At 69.4% G+C, this 18336-nt stretch carries 15 protein-coding genes; 6 read left to right on the top strand and 9 right to left on the bottom strand.

All coding sequences use genetic code 11. The annotated features are described in order from the left end of the window. Positions 1-20 precede the first annotated feature (20 nt). From A4F85_RS21315 to A4F85_RS21305, 3 genes are read left to right on the top strand one after another with little or no spacing between them, the layout of a single operon-like run. Positions 21-1049: a branched-chain amino acid ABC transporter permease gene (locus tag A4F85_RS21315; protein ID WP_012202505.1), complete on the top strand. Its 1029-nt coding sequence runs from the start codon at positions 21-23 to the stop codon at positions 1047-1049. Further along, the gene (locus A4F85_RS21310; protein ID WP_063327652.1) at positions 1046-2938 is read left to right on the top strand and encodes a branched-chain amino acid ABC transporter ATP-binding protein/permease; all 1893 of its coding nucleotides are present in this window, start codon (positions 1046-1048) and stop codon (positions 2936-2938) included. The genes A4F85_RS21315 and A4F85_RS21310 overlap by 4 nt, the downstream gene beginning before the upstream one ends. Further along, positions 2935-3684: an ABC transporter ATP-binding protein gene (locus tag A4F85_RS21305; protein ID WP_043824332.1), complete on the top strand. Its 750-nt coding sequence runs from the start codon at positions 2935-2937 to the stop codon at positions 3682-3684. Before A4F85_RS21310 ends, A4F85_RS21305 begins: the two co-directional genes overlap by 4 nt. A gap of 70 nt (positions 3685-3754) precedes the next feature. On the opposite strand, the gene A4F85_RS21300 is transcribed toward A4F85_RS21305, so the two are convergent. The 4 genes from A4F85_RS21300 to A4F85_RS21285 form a co-directional block, all read right to left on the bottom strand. After that, complete coding sequence (locus A4F85_RS21300; protein ID WP_034397991.1) at positions 3755-4726, bottom strand: Bug family tripartite tricarboxylate transporter substrate binding protein; 972 nt, start codon at positions 4724-4726, stop codon at positions 3755-3757. A 104-nt stretch (positions 4727-4830) separates the two neighbouring features. Next, positions 4831-5097, bottom strand: a complete 267-nt coding sequence (locus tag A4F85_RS21295; protein ID WP_013800326.1) for a DUF2783 domain-containing protein — start codon at positions 5095-5097, stop codon at positions 4831-4833. Between the two features lie 31 nt (positions 5098-5128). After that, positions 5129-6820 (bottom strand): FAD-dependent oxidoreductase, encoded by a 1692-nt coding sequence (locus A4F85_RS21290; RefSeq protein ID WP_034397993.1) that lies wholly within the window; start codon positions 6818-6820, stop codon positions 5129-5131. Between the two features lie 132 nt (positions 6821-6952). Further along, a complete protein-coding gene (locus A4F85_RS21285; RefSeq protein ID WP_013800328.1) occupies positions 6953-7918 on the bottom strand; it encodes an MBL fold metallo-hydrolase in 966 nt (321 codons plus the stop codon). Between the two features lie 149 nt (positions 7919-8067). On the opposite strand from A4F85_RS21285, the gene A4F85_RS21280 reads away from it, so the two are divergent. Continuing rightward, positions 8068-8886 carry an IclR family transcriptional regulator gene (locus A4F85_RS21280; RefSeq protein WP_174549409.1) on the top strand — a complete coding sequence of 273 codons (819 nt, stop codon included), beginning with the start codon at positions 8068-8070 and terminating at the stop codon, positions 8884-8886. 19 nt (positions 8887-8905) lie between these two features. Here the strand turns inward: A4F85_RS21280 and A4F85_RS21275 are convergent, their stop codons facing one another. Further along, positions 8906-10738 carry a methyl-accepting chemotaxis protein gene (locus A4F85_RS21275; protein ID WP_063327651.1) on the bottom strand — a complete coding sequence of 611 codons (1833 nt, stop codon included), beginning with the start codon at positions 10736-10738 and terminating at the stop codon, positions 8906-8908. 308 nt (positions 10739-11046) lie between these two features. Between A4F85_RS21275 and A4F85_RS21270 the strand changes: the two genes are divergently transcribed. After that, positions 11047-11880, top strand: coding sequence for a GNAT family N-acetyltransferase (locus A4F85_RS21270; protein ID WP_043780457.1), 834 nt, complete (start codon positions 11047-11049; stop codon positions 11878-11880). 255 nt (positions 11881-12135) lie between these two features. Here the strand turns inward: A4F85_RS21270 and A4F85_RS21265 are convergent, their stop codons facing one another. The 4 genes from A4F85_RS21265 to A4F85_RS21250 form a co-directional block, all read right to left on the bottom strand. Beyond that, positions 12136-12603 (bottom strand): CoA-binding protein, encoded by a 468-nt coding sequence (locus tag A4F85_RS21265; protein WP_034397998.1) that lies wholly within the window; start codon positions 12601-12603, stop codon positions 12136-12138. A 28-nt stretch (positions 12604-12631) separates the two neighbouring features. After that, positions 12632-13903 (bottom strand): Na+/H+ antiporter NhaA, encoded by a 1272-nt coding sequence (gene nhaA, locus A4F85_RS21260; protein WP_063327650.1) that lies wholly within the window; start codon positions 13901-13903, stop codon positions 12632-12634. A gap of 235 nt (positions 13904-14138) precedes the next feature. Further along, positions 14139-14672 (bottom strand): hypothetical protein, encoded by a 534-nt coding sequence (locus tag A4F85_RS21255; protein WP_013800334.1) that lies wholly within the window; start codon positions 14670-14672, stop codon positions 14139-14141. A gap of 193 nt (positions 14673-14865) precedes the next feature. Further along, on the bottom strand, positions 14866-17130 hold the full coding sequence (locus A4F85_RS21250; protein ID WP_063327649.1) for a protein-disulfide reductase DsbD family protein: 2265 nt from the start codon (positions 17128-17130) through the stop codon (positions 14866-14868). 214 nt (positions 17131-17344) lie between these two features. On the opposite strand from A4F85_RS21250, the gene A4F85_RS21245 reads away from it, so the two are divergent. After that, a complete protein-coding gene (locus A4F85_RS21245; RefSeq protein WP_063327648.1) occupies positions 17345-18322 on the top strand; it encodes a Bug family tripartite tricarboxylate transporter substrate binding protein in 978 nt (325 codons plus the stop codon). Positions 18323-18336 lie beyond the last annotated feature (14 nt).

The raw sequence follows: 18336 nt of genomic DNA, 5'->3' as shown, positions 1-18336 counted from the left end.
CGCCTGCTCGAAAGTCGATCATGGATCTGCAAATCGCCCTGCTGCTGGGGCAGGACGGCATCGTCAACGGCGCCGTCTACGGCCTGATGGCGCTGGCCCTGGTGCTGGTGTTCTCGGTCACCCGCATCATCTTCATTCCGCAGGGCGAGTTCGTCGCCTTCGGCGCGCTCACCCTGGCCATGATGCAGGCCGGCCGCGTGCCCACCACGCTGTGGCTGCTGCTGGCCCTGGCCGCCGCCGTGCTGGTGGTGGACCTGCTGCGCTGGCGCGCGGGCAGCCAGGTGAGCTGGCCCGCCACCTTCCTGTGGTGCCTGGCGCTGCCGGCCATTGCCGTGGCCCTGGCCTGGGGGCTGCGCCCGTCCTCGCTGATGTTGCAGGCGCTGGCCACCCTGGTGCTGATCACGCCCATGGGGCCGCTGCTGTACCGCCTGGCCTACCGGCCGCTGGCCCATGCCTCGGTGCTGATGCTGCTCATCGTCTCGGTGGCCATGCACGGCGTGCTGGTCGGCCTGGGGTTGCTGTTCTTCGGTGCCGAAGGCTCGCGCACCCCCGCGTTTTCCGAGGCGCAGCTGCGCCTGGGCGACATCACGATCTCGGGCCAGTCCCTGGTGGTGGTGGGCGTGACCCTGGTGCTGGTGGCCCTGCTGTTCGTGTTCTTCGAGCGCTCCATGATCGGCAAGGCGCTGCGCGCCACGGCCATCAACCGCGTGGGCGCACGCCTCATGGGCATTCCCACGGCCATGGCCGGCGACGTGAGCTTTGCGCTGGCCGCGCTGATCGGCGCCATCTCGGGCCTGCTGATCGCGCCGCTGACCACGGTGTACTACGACACCGGCTTTCTGATCGGCCTCAAGGGCTTCGTGGCCGCCATCGTGGGCGGGCTGGCCAGCTACCCGCTGGCCCTGGCCGGCGCGCTGCTGGTCGGGCTGCTGGAGGCCTTCTCGTCGTTCTGGGCCAGTGCCTACAAGGAGGTGCTGGTGTTCACGCTGATCATCCCGGTGCTGTGGTGGCGATCGCGCAATAGCCACCATGTGGAGGAAGAAGAATGAGCGCCCCCGTTTCCTCGCAGGCCGCGGCGCCTGCAAAGGCCGCCTCGGGCGGCATCAGCACGCGCGTGCTCACGGTGGCGGCCATTGCGCTGCTGGCCGCGTCCTGGGGCTTTCTGCCCGATTTCACCGTCGTCATCCTCAGCTACATCGGCCTGTTCGCCATGGTGGCCGCAGGCCTGGTGATGCTGACCGGCGTGGGCGGCATGACCTCGTTCGGCCAGGCGGCCTTCGTGGGCATCGGCGCCTATGCCACGGCCTGGGTCTGCACGGCGCCTGCCTCGGTGGCGGCGCTGGGCGGGCTGGTGGGCGCGGCGGGCCTGCCCTGGGTGGGCCTGGCGCTGGGCCTGCTCATCACTTTCGTCGTGGCCTGGCTGCTGGGCGCGGTCACGGTCAAGCTGCAGGGCCACTACCTGCCGCTGTGCACCATCGCCTGGGGGCTGAGCCTGTACTACCTGTTCGGCAACATGGAGTTCCTGGGCGGGCAGACCGGCATCACGGGCATTGCGCCGCTGGTGATCGGCGGCGTCTCGCTGGCCTCGCCGCGCGCCATGGGCGTGGTGATCTGGGCCGTGCTGCTGGTGGCGCTGTGGCTGCTGCACAACCTGCTGGACTCGCGCGAGGGCCGGGCCATCCGCGCGCTGCGCGGCGGCCGCGTCATGGCCGAGTCCATGGGCATCGACACGGCGCACTACCGCGTCAAGCTCTTCGTGCTGGCAGCCCTGCTGGCCACGCTGTCGGGCTGGCTCTACGCCCACATGCAGCGCTTCGTGAGCCCGGCGCCCTTCAACCTCAACGTGGGCATCGAGTACCTGTTCATGGCCGTGGTCGGCGGCGCCGGCCACCTGTGGGGCGCCGTGCTGGGCGCCACGCTGATCACCCTGGTCAAGCAAAAGCTGCAGGACATATTGCCGGCCCTGCTGGGCACCAGCGGCAACTTCGAGGTCATCGTCTTCGGCCTGCTGATGGTGCTGGTGCTGCAGCGCTTTGCAGAAGGCCTGTGGCCCACGCTGCAGGCGCTCACGGCACGCTGGGTGCGCCGGCCCGTGTCCGATCTGAAGCTGGCGGACGCGGCGCCGCTGGCGCAGCGCGCGCTGCCCGCGGCGGGCCAGGTGCTGCTGGCGGCCGAGCATGTGACCAAGCGCTTCGGCGGCCTGGTGGCCAACAACGATGTGGCCATGACGCTCAAGGCCGGAGAGGTGCATGCGCTGATCGGCCCCAACGGCGCGGGCAAGAGCACCTTCTTCAACATGATCTCGGGCGTGGACTCGCCCACCGAGGGCCAGGTGCGCTTCATGGACCAGGCCATGAACGATGCGCCCTCGCGCCGCTTCGCCGCCCTGGGCCTGGGCCGCACCTTCCAGCATGTGCGCCTGCTGGGCCAGCGCAGCGTGCTGGAGAACGTGGCCGTGGGCGCGCACCGGCGTGCGCACCGGGGCTGGCTGGCCTCCATGCTGCGCCTGGACCGGGCCGAGGAGGCCTCGGTGCTGGCCGAGGCGCGTCGCCAGATCGAGCGCTGCGGCCTGGGCGCCTTCGCCGACGTGCCGGCCGCCTCGCTGGCCCTGGGCCAGCAGCGCATCGTGGAGATCGCACGCGCCCTGGCCGGCCAGCCTGCGGCCCTGCTGCTGGACGAGCCGGCCGCCGGCCTGCGCCACCTGGAAAAACAGGCCCTGGCCGACCTGCTGCGCCAGCTGCGCGCCGAGGGGCTGGGCATTCTCGTCGTGGAGCACGACATGGAGTTCGTCATGAATCTTGCGGACCGCATCACGGTGCTGGAGTTCGGCACCGTGATCGCCGAAGGCACGCCGGCCCAGATCCAGGTCAACCAGCGCGTGCTGGATGCCTACCTGGGCGGCGGCGACGACGACGAGGCAACCGGAGAGACGGCATGAGCGACACCCTTTTGCAGCTCAAGGGCCTGAGCGTGTCCTACGGTCCCGTGGAGGCCGTGCACCAGGTGGATCTGGATGTGCGCAGCGGCGAGATCGTCACCGTCATCGGCCCCAACGGCGCGGGCAAGACCACGCTGCTGTCGGCCGCCATGGGCCTGCTGCCCTCGCGCGGCGAGATCCATCTGGACGGCAAGCGCATCGCACGCCCCGGCGTCGAGGTCATGGTGGCCAACGGCGTGGCCCTGGTGCCCGAAAAGCGCGAGCTGTTCGGCGAGATGTCGGTGGAGGACAACCTGCTGCTGGGCGGCTTCTCGCGCTGGCGCCGGGGCCTGCGCGACCAGGCGCAGCGCATGGACGAGGTCTTTGCCATCTTCCCGCGCCTGAGGGAGCGGCGCCCGCAGATGGCCTCCACCCTGTCGGGCGGCGAGCGCCAGATGCTGGCCATCGGCCGCGCGCTGATGGCACGCCCGCGCCTGCTGCTGCTGGACGAGCCCTCGCTGGGCCTGGCACCGCTGATCGTGCGCGAGGTGCTGCAGGTCGTGGCCGGCCTGCGCGACCACGGCGTCTCGGTGCTGCTGGTCGAGCAGAACGCGCGCGCCGCCCTCAAGGTGGCCGACCGTGCCTACGTGCTGGAGATGGGCGCCGTGGCCCTCAGCGGCGCGGCCAGGGAGCTGCTGCACGACCGGCGCATCATCGATACCTATCTGGGTATGGGGCGCAGTGCGGAGGCGGTGGCGGTGGCCTGAGACGCAACCTCCCGCCACAACGAAAAAAGGCTGCCGGACCGGCAGCCTTTTTGCATTTGCAGCGGGGCGCTCAATCCAGCTTGATATTGTTGGCCGAGATCACCCGCCCCCACTTGCTGCGCTCGGCGCGCACGAACTGGCCCATCTGGTCGGCGCTGCCGGGCATGGGTTCCACGCCCATGGCGGCCAGGCGTGCCTTGGTGCGGGTGTCGGCCAGGGCCTGCTGCAGCGACTGGCTGAACTTCTTGACCACCTCGGCCGAGCTGCCCGTGGGCACGACGATGCCCTGCCAGGCATAGCCCTCGAAACCTTTCAGACCCTGCTCCTGCAGCGTGGCGATCTGGGGCAGAACGTCCACGCGGGCGGGGCTGGCCACGCCGATGGCCTTGAGCTTTTTCTCGCTCAGGAAGGGAATGATGGTGGCGCTGTCGGCCCACATGGCGGGAATCTGGCCGCCGACCACGTCCTGCACGGCCGGAGCGGCGCCACGGTAGGGCACATGGGTCATGTTGCTGATGCCCGCCTGTTCGCGGAACAGCTCGCCCACCAGGTGGTGGGGGCTGCCCAGGCCGGCCGAGCCCCAGCTCACGCCGGTCTTTTGCTGTTTGGCCCAGGCCAGGAATTCGGCGAGGTTGGTGGCGGGCACCTCGTTGTTGACCACCAGCAGCATGGGAAAGCGCACCAGCATGCCCACGGGCTTGAAGTCGCGCTCGGCGTTGTAGTTGAGCTTGCTGAACAGGAAGGGGTTGGCCGCCAGCGTGGCGAAGTCGGCCGTGAACATGAGGTTGCCGTAGTCGCGCGAGCGGGCGCTGTACTCGGCCGCGATGTTGGTGCCCGCGCCGGGCTTGTTGTTGATGACGATGACCCGCTCCATGTTGCGGCCCATGGCTTCGGCGATGACGCGGGCGACCACGTCCGAGCCGCCGCCGGCCGCATAGCCCACGACCCATTCCAGGGGCTTGTCCTGTGCCAGGGCGGCAGGCCCTGCGGCCAGGGCCAGGCCCGAGCAGGCCAGTGCGGCCAGAAACTGCTTGCGTTGCATCCTTGTCTCCATGTTGTATGCGGCGCCCTTGTGAGATATCCAAGGTGTGAGGCGGGCGCCTTTGTGGGGATGGCAGGCCGCCGCACGGGCGGCGGCGCGCGGCTTCAGGCGGCCGCGTGCACCGGGGCGACCGGCGTCACGGCGCCGCGCTCGGCCGGGTCCGCGCCGGCAGGGGCAAGTCCTGCGCTGGCGCGGGCCAGTTCGAGCGCATGCAGCAAGGTGCCCTGGTGGCCAATGTGGTTGGCAAGCAGCAGCACGAGGCGGGCATTGAGGGCATGGCTTTGCGCGGTATCGAGCCCCTGGTGGGTGGCGATCAGGGCTTCGTAGAAATCGTCGCAGGCCTGCAGGTTGGGGTGGGTGGACAGCAGCATGGCGGTCTCCTGTGGATGGGGCGTAAGAGGTTCAGGCCGTGGCGGCGGCGCCGCAGGCTCTTTGGAGAGCGGCGCGCACGCCGGCCTCGTCGGGGCGGCGCCAGCGCGCGCAGACATGCTGGTCAGGCCGCAGCAGGTAGCTGGTGCCGGGGCGCGCATCCAGGCGTTTGGCCGCCAGGCCGCGCGCATCGATGAGATCGGCGTCTGGCGCATGGGCCTCTCCCTCGGCCGCGATGGACAGGTTGAGCACGCCGGGCAGCGCCTGTGCCCAGGCCGGCGTGGGGCCGAAGTGCAGCAGCGTGAAGTCCGGTCCCAGAGCGCGCAGCAGCCATGCCGTGCCGTCTGCGCCGGGCCGGCGCATGGGCGCATCGGCCAGCACGGCGCCGGGCAGCTGCGTTCCGTCGAAGGTGTCGGTGTCGGGCGTATTGAGCGCGGAGCCATGCAGCGTGGCCGGCACGGACAGCCGCCCGCTGTTGACGATGCGGCGCGCGAATTCATGGTCGCGCGCCAGGTCCAGCACGGCGTCGCGGAACAGGCGGCTGATCTCGCTCTTGGGCGTGATGAAGTCGGTGGCGCGCGTGGAGTTGCGGATGTTCTCGTCGGCCGCGTATTCGCGTTCGGCGCCGTAGGTGGCGATCAGCGAGGCATCGGCCTGGCCGCGCAGCACGCGGTCCAGCTTCCAGGCCAGGTTCTCGGCATCCTGCACGCCGCTGTTGGCGCCGCGTGCGCCAAACGGCGAGACGCCGTGGGCGCTGTCGCCCGCGAAGACCACGCGGCCATGGACGAATCGGTCCATGCGCAGGCAGGCGAAGGTGTAGACGCTGGCCCATTCCAGCTCGAAGGGCGCGTCCTTGCCCAGCAGGGCGCGGATGCGCGGCACGATGTTCTCGGGCTTTTTCTCTTCCTCGGGGTCCGCGTCCCAGCCCAGCTGGAAGTCGATGCGCCAGACATCGTCGGGCTGGCGGTGCAGCAGCACGCTCTGGCCCGGGTGGAAGGGCGGGTCGAACCAGAACCAGCGCTCGGTGGGGAATTCGGCGTGCATCTTCACGTCGGCGATCAGGAAGCGGTCGCGGAAGATGCGGCCATGGCTTTCCTGGCCCAGCAGGCCACGCAGCGGCGAGCGCGAGCCGTCGCAGGCCAGGACCCATTGCGCATCGATGCGGTAGCTGCCGTCAGGTGTCTCCACGGTCAGCAGCGCGCCCTCGGCCTGCGGCTCCAGTGCCGTGACCTTGCTGTGCCAGCGCAGGTCGATCAACGGCAGCTGCAGTGCGCGCTCGACCAGGTAGGCCTCGGCGTAGTACTGCTGCAGGTTGATGAAGGCCGGGCGCTCATGGCCGTCCTCGGGCAGCAGGTCGAAGCGGTACAGCGGCTGGTCCTTGAAGAAGACCTTGCCCAGGTTCCAGGACACGCCCTTGTCCACCATGGGCTGGCCCACGCCCAGGCGGTCCCAGATCTCCAGCGTGCGCTTGGAAAAGCAGATGGCGCGCGAGCCCGTGGACAGCCGGCAGTCGTTGTCCAGCAGCACCACGCGCTGGCCGCGCTGGGCCAGGTCGATGGCCAGCGACAGGCCTACGGGGCCGGCGCCGACGATGACCACGGGATGCCGGGCGGGCGTGTCCGCACCGGCGTCCTGGTCGGCATGGCGCTCGTAGGGAATGTGGATGGACTGTATGTCTGCGCCGCTGCCGCGCAGCGCTTGCAGGGAGATGGCGGGGTGGGACATGGTGTTCGTCCTCTGGCGTGGGCAGTGTGGAAAAAAGGGCGCAGCCATCCCCGCCGGCGCGCCAGGGCGCCGGTTCACGGACGGGTGCGAGGGGCGGGCGTGCCGGTGTTCAGGCCCGGACGCCGCCGTGCATCAGCCTTCGAGTGCCAGCCACATCTGGCGGTCGCGCTCGGCGGTCCAGATGCGCGGGTCTGCGTGGCCCGATGCCTCGTCATAGGCGCGGGTCACATCGAAGGGCATGCAGTGGTTGAAGATCACCCACTGGCCGTACTTGGGCTGCAGCTTGGCGAAGGCGGCTTCGTAGACCTTGCGCAGGTCCTGCTGGGCGTCGGCGCCGGCCTTGACCTCAGTCCACAGGTCGCTGATGAAGTCGCGCGTGCCGGCCAGGCCGGCCTGCACCTCGGCCGGCGTCTGCAGCGCGGCGCCCCGGCCGGGCACGAGCTTTTCGGGCTGCAGGGCGGCAATGGCGTCCAGCGTGTGCGGCCAGTCCTGGAAGTAGGCATCGCCCGCGTAGGGCGTGGCGCCGAACTCCACTAGGTCGCCGCTGAACAGCACCTTGTCCTGGGGCAGCCAGACCACGGTGTCGCCCTTGGTGTGGCCGCGGCCCAGCTGCAGGATCTGCACCTCGAGCTTGCCCAGCCACAGCGTCATCTTGCCGGTGAAGGTCAGGGTGGGCCAGGTCATGCCGTCGGGCACGCTTTCCACGTTCTGGAACAGGCGGGGAAAGCGGCCGATCTCGCTGGCCTTGTCCTGCTCGCCGCGCTCCACGATCAGGTCATAGGTGTCCTGGCTGGCAATGATGTGCTCGGCGCCTTCCGCGAAGAAGGCCGAGGCGCCCAGCACGCGCACCGCGTGGTAGTGCGACAGCGTGACGTACTTGATGGGCTTGTCCGTGACCTCGCGGATGCGGCGGATCACGTCCTGGGCCATGACGGGCGTGGCCTGGGTGTCGATCACCATCACGGCGTCGTCGCCAATGATGATGCCGGTGTTGGGGTCGCCTTCGGCCGTGTAGGCATAGGCGTGCTCGGAGAGCTTGTCGAAGCTGACCTGCTTGATTTCGAGGTCGGCGGCGGAGGCAAAGGTCTTGGTGGTCATGGGCATCCTGCTTTTGAGATGGACAAATGCATTTGTTTTTATCGAATGCCTGAATGCTAGGGAAAAATTCAACATTGAACAATTCATTTGACATAGTGAAAAACCCTCGGAGCCGCAAACTCCGGGTTCCAGCCTTCACAATGCCTGCCATGTCCGATGCCGCCTCCTCCCCGAACGACCCCGTCTTCCCCTCCGACAGCGCCGATGACGAGCCCGCGCGCGGCCCGCGCGGCATCCAGAGCGTGGAGGTCGGCGGCCAGCTGCTCAAGGCGCTGGCGCGCACGGGCCGGCGCATGGCGCTGAAGGATCTGGCGCGCGAGGCCGGCATGACGGCGGCCAAGGCCCATCCCTACCTGGTGAGCTTCTGCAAGCTGGGCCTGATGGAGCAGGACCGCGCCAGCGGCCACTACGGCCTGGGGCCGCTGGCCATACAGATGGGGCTGATCAGCTTGCAGCAGGCCGATCCCGTGCGCCTGGCGATCGCCGAGCTGCCCGCGCTGGCGCAGGAGGTGGGCAGCACGGTGTCGATTGCCATGTGGAGCGGCCAGGGGCCGACCATCATCCGCGTGGAAGAGGGGCCCACCCATGTCTATGTGGCCATGCGCCACGGCACGCCCGCATCGCTGCGCCACACGGCCACGGGAAAGATCTTTGCGGCCTTTGGCGAGCCCGGGCGCATCGCACCCCTGCTGGACGCGGAAGGCCACAGCCTGGAAGAGCCCGCCTTTGCAAAGGAGCTGGCCGCCATCCGCGCCAGCCGCCTGAGCCGGGTCGAGAACCAGCTGCTGTCAGGCGTGAGCGCGCTGGCCGTGCCGGTGTTCGACGGCTTTGGCCAGTTGGTGCTGGCCATTGCCGCCATCGGCCCTTCGGCCACGCTGGACCTGGACCTGCAAGGCCGGCCGGCCCTGCTGCTGCAGGCCCAGGCGCGCAGCCTGTCCCAGCGCCTGGGAGCGCCGGCCCAGGCCTGAGCCCGTCGCGTGCTGCGGCTCAGTTGGTGAGCAGCAGCTGATCCCGGGCAGGCGCACGCCCTTCCAGCGTGAAGCCGGCCACCGTGCGCGACAGGTGGTGGGCCTGCTCGTTGAGCACGGACGATGCGGCGGTGGACTCCTCCACCAGCGCGGCGTTCTGCTGGGTGGCGCGGTCCATGTCGGCCACGGCCTGGTTGATCTGGCCGATGCCCACGCTCTGCTCGGTCATGGCGCCGTTGATCTCGACAATGATCTGGGAGACGCGCTGGATGCCGTCCACGATCTCGCCCATGGTCTGGCCGGCCGCGCGCACGCGGTCCGTGCCCATGGCCACGCTGGCGCCGGAGGCGTCGATCAGGGTCTTGATCTCCTTGGCGGCCGCCGCGCTGCGGTGGGCCAGGCTGCGCACTTCTGCCGCCACCACGGCAAAGCCCCGGCCCTGCTCACCGGCGCGGGCTGCCTCGACGGCGGCATTGAGCGCCAGGATGTTGGTCTGGAAGGCGATGGCGTCGATGACGCCGATGATCTCGCCGATCTTGGACGAGGCCTTGGAGATGTCGTCCATGGTGCTCACGGCGCTGCCCACCACGTCGCCACCCTTGGTGGCCGAGCTGCTGGCCGACTGGGCCAGGCGCGTGGCCATGGCGGCCGCCTCGGCCGACTGGCGCACATTGGCCGTCAGCTGCGACAGCGAGGCCGAGGTCTCCTGCAGGCTGCTGGCCGAGGACTCGGTGCGGTTGGACAGGTCCAGGTTGCCCAGCTTGATCTCGTCGGTGGCGGTCTTCATGGACTCCACGCCGTTGCGCACATCCTTGAGCACGGTGCCGATCTGCTCGACGAAGCCGTTGAAGGACGAGGCGATCTGCGCCACTTCGTCATTGCCCGACACCGGCAGGCGCTGCGTCAGGTCGCCGCCGCCCGAGCCGATCTTGTCCATGGCGTCGCGCACCTGCGACAGGCGCCGGAAGGACTGGGCCGTCAGCGCCGCCGCCACGGCCGTGGCCAGGCAGGCCAGCAGCACGATGGCAATGGCCAGCGTCTTGAGCACGCTTTGCAGTCCGGTCGTGGCCTCGGCCTTGTCCAGCGCCACCACCAGCAGCCAGTCCGTGCCCTGCACGGGGCGGGCCTTGAGCAGCTTGGCGCTGCCGCCCAGGTTCACTTCCAGCGGCGCCGTGGCGCTGGCCAGCGCGGTCAGCGCGGCCGGCGTCAGCAGCTCGGAGAGGTCGGAGGTGGGCTTGAGCAGCAGCTTGGCATCGGCATGCGCCAGCACCTGGCCGTCACGGCTGACCACAAAGCCCAGGCTGCCGGGCGTGGGGCGGATGGCCGAGACCACCTCGCGCACGCCCTCCAGCGGTACGGCGCCGCTGATCACGCCCTGCAACGCGCCGCCGCGCAGCATGGGCGCCACGAAGGCCACATAGGGCACGCCCGTGGTGGAGTCGCCATAGGGCTTGGTCAGCGTCAGCTTGCCGGCCTGCACGGCGCTCTTGTACCAGGGGCGGGCCGTGGGGTCGTAGTCGGGCGGGGTGCTGGTGGTGGACTTGTAGGTCTTGTCCTGCCAGCCCACCGTGGTGATGGGGAAGCCGCTGGCCTGGCCCATGTGGGCGGCAAAGCCCTGCGGGTCGCCATGCTCGATCACGGCGGCGGCGGCGCTGACGGCGCGTGCCTTGGAGGCCACCCACTGGTCGATGGCCATGGTGTTGCCTGCGGTGATGGCGTCCAGATCCTGTTCGATGGTCTGGAACGTGCTGCCGCGGACGATGTGGTACGTGGCGGCCCCCGTGATGGCAAGGGCGCCGACCACGGTGGCTGTGCTGATGGCAAGAATCTTGGAGCGAAGGGTCTGGAGCATGGCGCGGCAAGGGAGGGCTGATGACTTACGCATGCCGCGATGGCCGGGCATGCGGCCCCGCCATTAACGCACAATTTGTTTCATTCTTGACGACATGCCAACCCTGGGATGGCGTGCACCAACTTGCGCGCAACACCTGTCATAGAGGCATTTGCTGCAGTGCACCATTGCAGTGCGGTGTGACATGTTGCTGTAACGCAACCGTCGCGGGACTTTCATGGCAGCTTTCCACAATGGCGGCACGCAGGCAAACCGAGTGGCACAGGCAGGTCACCGACTGCGTCCAACATGACGAGGAAGGCGGGCATATGGACGTTCTGGACACCCTTCGCAACGCGGCGATCGACGTCGCCAAGCCCCCGCTTTCCGCGCTTCTCCAGCCACCCCAGGCCGCAGACAAACCGCTGCGGCTGGACGTGCGCTGGGCCCGGCACCTTGACGAAGTGCGACAGGTGCAGCGCCTGCGCCACGCGGTGTTCGCCGCCGAGATGGGCGCCGTGCTGCAGACGCCGCTGGCCGGACACGACATCGACGCCTTCGACGATTTCTGCGAGCACCTCATGGTCTGCGATGCCGACAAGGGCGTGGTCATCGGCACCTATCGCCTGCTCACCCCTACCCAGGCGCTGCGCGCCGGCGGCCTGTACTCCGACCAGGAATTCGACCTCGCCCCGCTGCACGCCTGGCGCCCGCGCATGGTGGAGCTGGGCCGCAGCTGCGTGCATGCATCGCACCGCCAGGGCGGCGTGATCCTGGCGCTGTGGGGCGCCCTGGCCGAATTCATGCAGCGCAACCAGTTGGACGCCATGGTCGGCTGCGCCAGCATTCCCATGCAGTACCCGGGCCTGGCCCACGGCGAAGGCCCGGCGCGCGTCTGGCAGCAACTGCGCCAGACCCATCTGGCCGAGCCCGAGCTGCAGGTGCGTCCCCGCGTGGCCCTGCCCGAGGAGTTGGCCTCGGTCAGCACCAGCGGCATGAGCGTGGAGCCGCCCGCGCTGATCCAGGGCTATCTGCGCACGGGCGCCAAGGTGCTGGGCGCGCCGGCCTGGGACAGCGACTTCAACACGGCAGACCTGCCCATCATGATGCGCATGCAGGACCTGCCTTCGCGCTACATGCGCCTGTTCACGCGGCGCGGCTGAGGCCGTCCCGGCGCTTGGGGGGAATCGGGGTATTTTCGGAAAGAGAGGGCGGATCCGGCTTCTTGTGCAGTGAGCCGGACCGTGATGTGCATCACAGGGCTGTCACAAAGACCGTGCATGATGCTGGATGTGGGCTGAAGCAGACACCCGGACGGAGGCAGGTAACCTGCACCGGACTGACCGGGCCTTGGTCCACGCCAATTGCAGGCCGCAGCCTTTCAGGGGCTGCGGCCTTTTTCATGGGCAATTCCTGAGCTACCGGGCAGCGGCTGGGGCATCGGCCAGCAGGCGCTGGTGCTCGATCTTCACGCAGCGGTCCTGCACGGTCCACAGGCCCGCAGCGCGGGCCAGTTCCAGGGCTTTGTCGTTGACCACGCCCAATTGCAGCCACAGGCAGCGCGCGCCGATGGCAACGGCCTCGGCGGCCAGCGGCGGGATGTCCTCGCTCTTTCGGAAGCAATCGACCATGTCGATGCGCAGGCCCTGTGCGGCCAGCGCGGCCGCAGCGTCGGCCAGGCTGGCATGGACGGGCTCGCCCAGGATGCGTCCGCCTTCGCGTGCGACCACGGGGTTCACGGGAACGATGCGGTAGCCGTGGCGCTGCATGTACTGCGACGCCTGGTGGCTGGGCCGGTCGGGCTGCGGCGACAGGCCGACCACGGCCAGGGTGCGGCACTGCACGAGGATGTCACGCAGGCGGGAGTCTGTGGCTGTATCACTCATGCGCCGCAGTGTACGCAGCGCATGCGGATCAGGCCGGCTGCACTGTCGCGGCCGCAGCATGGCGGCGGCGCAGCACCAGGCCCCAGGCCAGGCCCAGCACGGCGGCCGTGGCCGAGGCCATCAGCACCCCCAGCTTGGCGGCATTGAGCAGGGCCTCGCTGTCAAAGGCCAGCGTGGCGATGAAGATGGCCATGGTGAAGCCAATGCCTGCCAGCAGGCCGGCCAGCAGCGCGTCGCCCCAGCCCATGCCCGGCGGCAGTGCGCACATCCGCAGGCGCACGGCCAGCCAGCAGCTGAGCAGCACACCCAGCGGCTTGCCCAGCACCAGGGCCAGGGCCACGCCCCACATCACGGCCGACGTGCCCGCCACATCAATGCCAGCGGTGCCCGCGCCCTGCAGCGGCACGCCGGCATTGGCCAGCGCAAACAGCGGCATCACGCCAAAGGCCACCCAGGGATGCAGGTCCGCCTGCACGCGCTCCACGGGCGCGGCGCTTTCGCGGCCGGCCAGCGCATGCACGGGCGTCACCAGGCCCAGCACCACGCCGGCCAGCGTGGGATGGGCGCCGGTCTGCCAGATGCCCCACCAGAGCACGGCGCCCGGCAGCACATAGGCCCAGGCGCGGCGCACGCCCAGCGACTGCAGCAGGAACACGCCGGCCAGGCCGGCGGCGGCCACCAGCAGCTGGTCCCACTGCAGCCCGCCCGAATAGAACAGCGCAATGATGAGCACGGCCACCAGGTCGTCGATGATGGCCAGCGCCAACAGGAACACGCGCAGCGCGGGCGGCAGGCCCCGGCCCAGCAGGGCCAGCACGCCCATGGCAAAGGCGATGTCGGTGGCCGTGGGCACGGCCCAGCCGTTGCGCAGCGGCGGCGCGGCATTGAAGGCCAGGAAGATCAGGGCCGGCGCCACCACGCCGCCCAGCGCGGCCATCACGGGCAGCAGCGCTTGGCGCGGCTGGGCCAGTGCACCGGAATGCATCTCGCGGCGTATCTCCATGCCGACCACGAGAAAGAACACGCTCATCAGCGCATCGTTGACCCAGAAATGCAGGGATTGCGACAGCTGCCACGGGCCCAGGCCCAGGCTCAGCGGCGTGTGCCACAGCGCCTCATAGGAACCGGCCCAGCTGGAGTTCGCCCAGAGCAGGGCGGCGGCCGCTGCCAGCAGCAGCACGATGCCGCCCGCAGCCTCGGCATGGGACCAGCGGGACAGGAAGGCGCCGACGCGATCGGCGAAAGACAGGAAAAGGGGCGTGCGCGGGCCGGACGGCCGCGGGGTCGTGTAGGTGTTCATGTGCAAAGCAGCAAAGGGGCCTTGCGGCCCCGGTGCGCAGGCGGCCCGACCTGCGCTATCAACACCTGTCCTGCCGCCCCATGCGGTCTGGACACCCAGCCGCCATTATAAAAGAAGCCCCCACTCCCTTTGCTGCGCAAGGTCCGCTGCCCCCCCGAGGGGGCCGCTTTTTGCCTTGGGGCGGCCCGGCGGCAAAAAATCGGCGGCCGGGACTCTTGCGCAAGACCCTGCGGATTCAGGGCCTGGGCGGCTCATTGCGCGCAACGCATTCGGCCAGCAGGCCCAGCGAGGACAGCGCAATCATGAAGACCAGGAACACATAGGCCGCCGTTGCCACGCCCAGGCTCATGCTGAAGCCCCATTGCAGCACCGAGCAGGCCATGCCGGTCTGCGGATACATCGCCGTGCATTGCGATGCGGCGGGCATGTGCACGTACCAGGTGACGGCGATGAACATGGCGCCCGCCACCATGGCGGCATTGCCCCAGGGATGGGTCTGCGGGTGGTAGAGCGCATAGATCAGCGCCACGGGAACGGCCAGGCCCCAGGCGAACATCATCAGCCAGCTGAACACTGGCGAGACCGCCAGGATGGACTGCAGCCATCCCATCTTGGGCAATCCGTTGACGAAGCCCAGCAGGTCCCAGACAAAGGGCAGGACGATCCCCGCCACGGCCAGGCTGGCAAGCCCCAGCGCCAGCAGCAAACCCTTGCCGCGTGAACGATGGTGCACCCCCGAAGGGTGCGAATGGGTGATCAGTGCATGCATGGCCCACCTCCTGTGTCGTGCAGGGCGGGCAGTTGCCGCGCGGGCGGGTCTCCGGAGTCGGGCGGCAGCCGCGGCGCCTAGCGTTCGGATTGCGGTATTCCCCGGATGCATCCAGTCTAGGACGGCGTGCGCTGCAACAAATGTAGGCCTGGGACCTACCCAAAATCGGGGTTTGTCCCAGGAGGGCGTGCCGTCAAAGCGCGGCCAACGCCCCCAGCACCTCGCTCTTCGATAGCAGCTCGCTGAGCACCACCGGGGGCTTGCCCGGCGCATGCAGCACATAGACGGGCACGCCGCTGCGGCCCAGTTGCTGCAGCGCAGCGGTGATGGCCGGGTCGCGCCGCGTCCAGTCGGCGCGCAGCAGGGTCACGCCGTGCTGGTCGAAGGCGGCCAGCACCTCCTCATGGTTGAGCGTGGTGCGCTTGTTGACCTGGCAGGTCACGCACCAGGCGGCCGTGTAGTCCACGAACACGGGCTTGCCCGCCGCCTGCAGCTCGGCCACGCGGGCGGCCGACCAGGGCTGCCAGCGCTCGCCTGCAGCGGACGCCGTGCCCGTGTCCTCCGCCTGGGCAGGCGTGGTGATCAGGGGCGCGGTGGTGGCCAGCAGCGCGCCTGCCAGCACCACGGCCAGCGTGGCCAGCACGGCGCGCGTGCGGCCCTTGAGCGTCAGCGTCCAGACCAGGGCGCTGAAGGCCAGCAGCAGGGCCAGCAGCGCGGTGGCGGCGTCGATGCCGCTCTGGTGCCCCAGCACCCAGACCAGCCAGACCACGGTGGCGAACATGGGGAAGGCCATGGCGCGGCGGAAGGTATCCATCCAGGCGCCCGGGCGCGGCAGCCAGCGCACCACGGCGGGGACGAAGCTGGCCAGCAGATAGGGCAGGGCCATGCCCAGGCCCAGGGCGGCGAACACCGTCAGCGCCTGCAGGGCCGGCATGTCGATGGCAAAGCCCAGCGAGGCGCCCATGAACGGCGCCGTGCAGGGCGAGGCAATGGCCACGGCCAGCACGCCGGACAGAAACGCATCGGCCACCGGATGGCGCGCATGGGCCGCAGCCCAGCGGCCGGGCAGCATGGAGCCGAACTCGAACAGGCCTGCCAGGTTCAGCCCCAGCAGCGTGAACAGGGCTGCCAGCAGGGCCACGATGGCCGGCGACTGCAGCTGAAAGCCCCAGCCCAGCTGCTCGCCCGCCGCGCGCAGGGCCAGCAGCAGTCCGCCCAGGGCCAGGAAGGACAGCACCACGCCCGCCGTATAGGCCAGCCCGCCCAGGCGCTGGGCGCGGCGGTCCTGTCCATGGCGTGCAAAGCCCAGGATCTTGATGGCCAGCACCGGGAAGACGCAGGGCATGAGGTTCAGGATCAGTCCACCCGCCAGACCGCCGAGCAAGGCCATCCACAGGCTGGTGGCGCTGGCAGCAGGCGCAGCGGCCTGGTTGGCCGCCAGGGCGGCGGCCAGTGCGGGGGAAACGCTGGCCATGGCGGCGGCCGTCCAGCGGCCCTCGACCGGGGCCTCGGCGCGCCAGGCCACGGGCTGGCCCTGCTCCAGCGCTGCGGCGCGCTCGGCGGATGGCAGGGCCAGAACCACGGGCAGCTTGGCCGGGGTCTCGCCGCGCATGTCGGACAGGGGCAGCTCTGCCACCCAGGCCGCGCCGTCCCAATGCTGCTGCCAGTCCTTGCCCAGTTCTGCCGCGTGGTGGAAGGTGTCGGAAGATTCGGGATAGAAGTCCAGCGTGCGGCCCTGCAGGGATTCCGGCAGGCCCTCGATGCGCAGCTGCACGCGCTCGTCGGGCGTCCTGCCTTGTGCGGCAGGCTGGCTGGCCGGCACCACCTTGGCCTGGGCTGGCGCAGACAGTGCCTGGGGCTTGAGCGCCCAGGCCTGGGTGAAGGCCTGACCCTGGCCTGCCGTGCTGCCCTGCACGGGCAGCTGCAGCTGGAAATCGCCTTCCTCGGGAATGCACTCCACGCGGCAGACCAGCCAATTCGCATGCAGGCGCAGGTCCAGCATGCCGGACGCGGGCGGCTGGAAGTCGGCGGCCACCTGCACGGGCACGGGCAGCAGCACCTGGCCCTCATAGCCGTAGTTGAGCAGCGGGCCCACGCGCAGCGCCTCGGGCACGGGCCACTGGATCTCGCCAGCCGTCAGGCCTGCAGGCAGCTGCCAGTTCAGCTCGGTGGCCAGGCCGGAATCACCGGCGTTCTTCCAGTAGGTATGCCATTCGGGCTGGTGGGTGATCAGCAGGCCCAGCCACAGCGTCTTGCCGGGTTGAACGCCTTCGGGTGCCTGGGCCACGAGCTCGGCCCGCACGCGTGGCGTGTCCACGGCCGCCCCGCTGCCGGTCTTCAGGCGCAGCTGCGCGCCGGCAGGGGTGGCAAGCAGGCTGGCGGCGGCAAGGAAAAAGGCGAGGAGCCAGAAGGCGAGGTGCTGGGGGGCAGTGTGGCGAAGAGGTGGTTGGTGCGGCATGGCGGACTGTGGGAGCCAGGGGCATGGTCTTTGGTTCCCCCGGCTGCAGGCTGCGATGGTAGCGGGCCGTCCAGAGAGATCGCCTGTGGCCGGCTGCAGGACGATTGGCAAAAGATATCGTTGCATAGGCGCTTGGTATTGGACAGGCGATATGTCCGTTGCCCATCATGGACCGGCCACCCATTCGGGATAGAGCAACACAAGGAGACAAGCCATGCAGGAGACAACTCGCCGCCACTTCCTGGCCGCTGGCGCGGCAGCGGCCGCAGCCTGGGGACTGCCGCAGCACGCGCGCGCAGCCGCCGCCTATCCCGACAAGTCCGTGCGCGTGATCGTGCCCTTTCCCGCCGGTGGCACCACCGACGTGGTGGCGCGGCTGGCCATGCAAAAGCTCGGGGAGCTGACCGGCCAGTCCTTCGTGGTGGACAACAAGGGCGGTGCCAACGGCGTCATCGGCACGGAACTGGCCGCCCGCGCCGCGCCCGATGGCTATACCCTGCTGATGAACACGGCCGGCGCGCAGACGCTGAGCCCCGTGCTCTACAAGACCAGCTACGAGGCGCTGTCCAGCTTCGAGCCCATCAGCCATCTGTGCGACGTGGGCTTCGTCCTCATCGCACGCAAGGACCTGCCCGTGAACAGCCTGCAGGAGCTGGTCGCCATGGCCAAACAGGGCAAGCCGTTGAGCGTGTCCTCGGGCAGCAGCATGATTTCGCTGATCACCGAGCAGTTCAAGAAGGTGATTGGCGCGCCGGGCATCGTCAACGCCCAGTACAAGGGCACGGCGCCGCAGATGCAGGCCGTGGTGGCGGGCGAGGTGGATTTCTCGTTCGACTCCTTCACCTCGGTGGAGATGATCCGCACGGGCAAGGTCAAGGCGCTGGCCGTGCTGCTGCCCCAGCGCGCCGAAGTCTTTCCCCAGGTGCCCACCATCAAGGAGGCCGGCGTGGACGGCATGGGCTTCAGTTCCTGGTCGGGCCTGCTCGCGCCCAAGGGCACGCCCCGCGACATCGTGGCCCAGCTCGCGCAGCAGATGGACAAGGTCATGCAGATGCCCGACGTGCTGGCCAAGCTGCGCAGCTACAGCTATGTGCCGCGCCGGGGAACGCCCGAGGAGTTCGCGCGGCTGATCGAGTCGGACAACGAGCGCTGGAAACGCATCGTCAAGGAATCCAACTTCAAGGCCGAGTGAGGAGGGCTCCGGCA

It is taken from the genome of Delftia sp. GW456-R20 (assembly GCF_001622915.1).
GTDB lineage: Bacteria > Pseudomonadota > Gammaproteobacteria > Burkholderiales > Burkholderiaceae_C > Comamonas > Comamonas acidovorans.
Note: the sequence above shows the minus strand (reverse complement) of the source record. Positions and strands in the feature narration are given on the sequence as shown.